The sequence below is a fragment of the Vibrio sp. 10N.222.48.A3 genome (genome assembly GCF_041475345.1).
GTDB classification, from domain to species: Bacteria; Pseudomonadota; Gammaproteobacteria; order Enterobacterales; family Vibrionaceae; genus Vibrio; species Vibrio tasmaniensis_A.
The window spans coordinates 1-3,421 of the sequence record NZ_JBFRVX010001202.1 but is presented as its reverse complement, the minus strand read 5'-3'; the positions used below and the strand labels follow the sequence as shown (position 1 = coordinate 3,421).

4 protein-coding genes are annotated in these 3,421 nt (G+C 43.1%); all 4 read left to right on the top strand.

The genetic code is table 11. From position 1 onward, the window contains the following. Nucleotides 1-57 precede the first annotated feature (57 nt). Nucleotides 58-1,173 (top strand): spermidine/putrescine ABC transporter ATP-binding protein PotA, encoded by a 1,116-nt coding sequence (potA, locus tag AB4653_RS25040; protein ID WP_009846720.1) that lies wholly within the window; start codon nucleotides 58-60, stop codon nucleotides 1,171-1,173. Further along, on the top strand, nucleotides 1,157-2,014 hold the full coding sequence (gene potB, locus AB4653_RS25035) for a spermidine/putrescine ABC transporter permease PotB (protein WP_012603924.1): 858 nt from the start codon (nucleotides 1,157-1,159) through the stop codon (nucleotides 2,012-2,014). Before potA ends, potB begins: the two co-directional genes overlap by 17 nt. Beyond that, entirely contained in the window at nucleotides 2,014-2,784 is a 771-nt protein-coding gene (potC, locus tag AB4653_RS25030) for a spermidine/putrescine ABC transporter permease PotC (protein ID WP_004733706.1), read from the top strand. Before potB ends, potC begins: the two co-directional genes overlap by 1 nt. Nucleotides 2,785-2,921: 137 nt before the next feature. Then, a partial coding sequence (locus tag AB4653_RS25025; RefSeq protein ID WP_372105577.1) for an extracellular solute-binding protein occupies nucleotides 2,922-3,421 on the top strand: 500 nt, incomplete at its 3' end.

Genomic DNA, 3,421 nt, shown 5'->3' with positions numbered 1-3,421 from the left:
CCTTAGAGGTGTATAGCAACAGGTCTCAAATAGAACCAAGGTGGAGAAAAACAGACGTTGAACGCTAAAAAATCAGTAGGGAAGCCAGTAGTACAGCTAACTGGCATCAGTAAAAGTTTCGATGGTAAGGAAGTCATCGGCAATCTGGATTTAAACGTAAATCATGGTGAGTTTCTCACGATTTTAGGCCCATCAGGTTGTGGTAAAACAACCGTGCTAAGAATGATTGCGGGTTTTGAAACGGCGGATAGTGGTGAAATACTATTAGCTGGACAGAACGTAACCCAAGTTCCTGCTGAACAAAGGCATGTAAACACTGTTTTCCAAAGCTATGCCCTATTCCCGCATATGACCGTTTTCGATAATGTGGCATTTGGCTTACGCATGCAGAAAGTTCCAAGCAGCGAGATTGAACCTCGTGTAATGGATGCTTTGAAAATGGTGCGCTTAGAGCAAATGGCACAACGAAAGCCACACCAGCTATCTGGCGGCCAACAGCAACGTATCGCAATCGCTCGTGCTGTCGTTAATAAGCCTAAAGTTCTCTTGTTGGATGAATCTCTATCTGCTCTTGATTACAAACTACGTAAACAGATGCAAATCGAGCTGAAACAACTGCAACGCCAACTTGGTATCACGTTCATTTTTGTAACGCATGACCAAGAAGAAGCACTCTCTATGTCCGACCGCATTATTGTTATGCGTGATGGCGTGATTGAACAAGACGGAACACCAAGAGAGATCTACGAAGAGCCTAAGAACCTATTCGTAGCGCGTTTCATTGGTGAAATTAACGTATTCGAAGCGACAGCTAAATCTCGTCAAGATGAAAAGCGCATTGTTGCGACAATCGAAGGTGAAGAGTCCATTATCTATCACGATAAAGACGTAACACCGGGTCAAAAACTGCAAGTATTGCTTCGCCCTGAAGATCTTCGTATCGAAGAAATCAAAGAATCTGAGCAACGCGGTATTGTTGGTCACATTGTCGAGCGAACCTATAAAGGCATGACATTAGATTCAGTCGTAGAACTTGAGTCGGGTATGCGTGTCATGGTTAGCGAATTCTTCAACGAAGATGACCCTGATGTTGATCACTCACTGGGCCAAAAAGTTGCAGTAACTTGGGTTGAGAGCTGGGAAGTGGTATTAGAAGATGAGCAAGAAGTTTAATTTACAAAACGCAATTGTTGCTTTAATCACAGGTTGGTTGGTGCTGTTCGTGATGATTCCAAACATCATGATCATCGGTACTAGCTTCTTAACTCGTGATGAAGCTAACTTGATTGAGATGACTTTTACTCTCGATAACTATGTGCGTTTGGCTGATCCGCTGTATTTTAAAGTGCTGATGCACTCTTTCTATATGGCAATCGTTGCTACCCTGCTTTGTTTAATTATTGGTTACCCGTTCGCCTATATCGTGGCAAAAATGCCAGCGAAGTGGCGTCCAATCATGTTGTTCCTCGTGATTGTACCATTTTGGACTAACTCACTGATTCGTACTTACGGATTGAAAGTGGTTTTGGGTACTCAAGGGGTTCTGAACAAAGGTTTGTTAGCGTTAGATATTATTGATAAGCCGCTACGCATCATGTACTCAGAAACCGCAGTAATGATTGGTTTGGTGTATATCCTACTTCCATTCATGATTCTGCCGCTGTATTCAGCGATTGAAAAACTGGACGATACGTACCTAGAAGCGGCTAAAGATTTAGGTGCGAACAAACTGCAAACGCTATTGAAAGTCGTGTTACCACTGACTATGCCAGGTATTGTCGGCGGTTGTTTATTAGTGTTATTGCCCGCGTTAGGTATGTTCTACATCTCTGACCTATTAGGCGGAGCAAAGAACCTGCTGATTGGTAACGTGATTAAGAGCCAAGTACTCAATGCTCGGGACTGGCCGTTTGGCGCTGCGACGAGTATTGCACTGACCGTGGCAATGGCTGTGATGCTTTATGCCTACTACCGTGCAGGCAAGTTATTGAATAAGAAAGTGGAGCTAGACTAATGGGTCGCACAGTTAAGTTCAGCTTTATGGCGTTGGTATACGCTTTTCTATACCTACCTATTATCGTATTGATTGCAAACTCATTTAATGCCAATAAATTCGGCATGAAATGGGGTGGCTTTACCACCAAATGGTATGACGCGCTGATTAACAACGACAGCCTAATGCAGGCTGCGTGGCATTCGATCAACGTAGCGGTGTTCTCAGCGACTGCCGCAACGATTGTCGGAAGCCTGACTGCCGTTGCCCTATTCCGTTACCAATTTAAAGGTAAAGGCATCGTCAATGGCATGTTGTTCATCGTGATGATGTCACCAGATATCGTAATGGCGATTTCGCTTCTTGCGCTATTCTTGGTTATGGGTGTACAACTTGGGTTCTTTACCCTACTTGCAGCGCACATTACTTTCTGTTTACCGTTCGTTGTGGTAACGGTTTACAGTCGCTTGAATGGCTTTGATGTGAAGATGCTAGAAGCAGCAAAAGACTTAGGTGCAAGTGAGTGGACGATTCTAAAACAGATCATCCTGCCTCTTGCTAAGCCAGCGGTTGCTGCGGGGTGGTTATTGAGCTTCACTCTGTCTTTGGACGATGTGATCATCAGCTCTTTCGTAACAGGTCCAACTTACGAAATCTTGCCACTGAAGATTTACTCGATGGTTAAAGTCGGTATATCTCCAGAGGTCAACGCCCTAGCAACAGTGATGTTAGTGGTGTCGTTAATACTGGTGATTATTTCTCAGTTGTTAGCGAGAGAGAAAATCAAGTAAGTCTCCTACTCTTTGCTGAGACGGACTTGATAAGATTCAAGTTTAACAAAAGTGTTATTCATAAACAGAATGGTAAATTGCCATTCTGTTTTTCTATCTACTGCCTTTAGGCAACGTTTAGTTTGGAGCTAACGTCAATGAAAAAATGGGCTACTCTATTAGCTGGTAGTGCATGTGCGCTTTCAATGTTATCTGCATCATCATTTGCAAAAGATAACAAAGAATTGGTATTCATGAACTGGGGACCTTACATCAATAGTGAGATTCTAGAACAGTTCACTGATGAAACTGGAATCAAGGTTATCTACTCAACTTACGAGTCGAATGAAACCTTGTACGCAAAGCTAAAAACACACAACAAAGGCTACGACCTAGTTGTGCCGTCGACTTACTTCGTTTCTAAGATGCGTGACGAAGGTATGCTACAAAAAATCGATAAAACTAAGCTGTACAACTTCAAGAACCTAGATACTAACTACTTAGATAAGCCGTACGACCCAAGCAACGACTACTCTATTCCACACGTAGTTGCGATTACAGGTCTTGCTGTTAACACTGAAATATACGATCCGGAAGACTTCCAAAGCTGGGCTGATCTATGGAAGCCAGAGCTTGAAGGTCAACTGATGATGATGGA

What these genes read in the sequence shown, in the direction of transcription:
- potB (WP_012603924.1), top strand. Translation starts at nt 1,157, where the DNA reads ATGAGCAAGAAGTTTAATTTACAAAACGCAATTGTTGCTTTAATCACA.
- potC (WP_004733706.1), top strand. Translation starts at nt 2,014, where the DNA reads ATGGGTCGCACAGTTAAGTTCAGCTTTATGGCGTTGGTATACGCTTTT.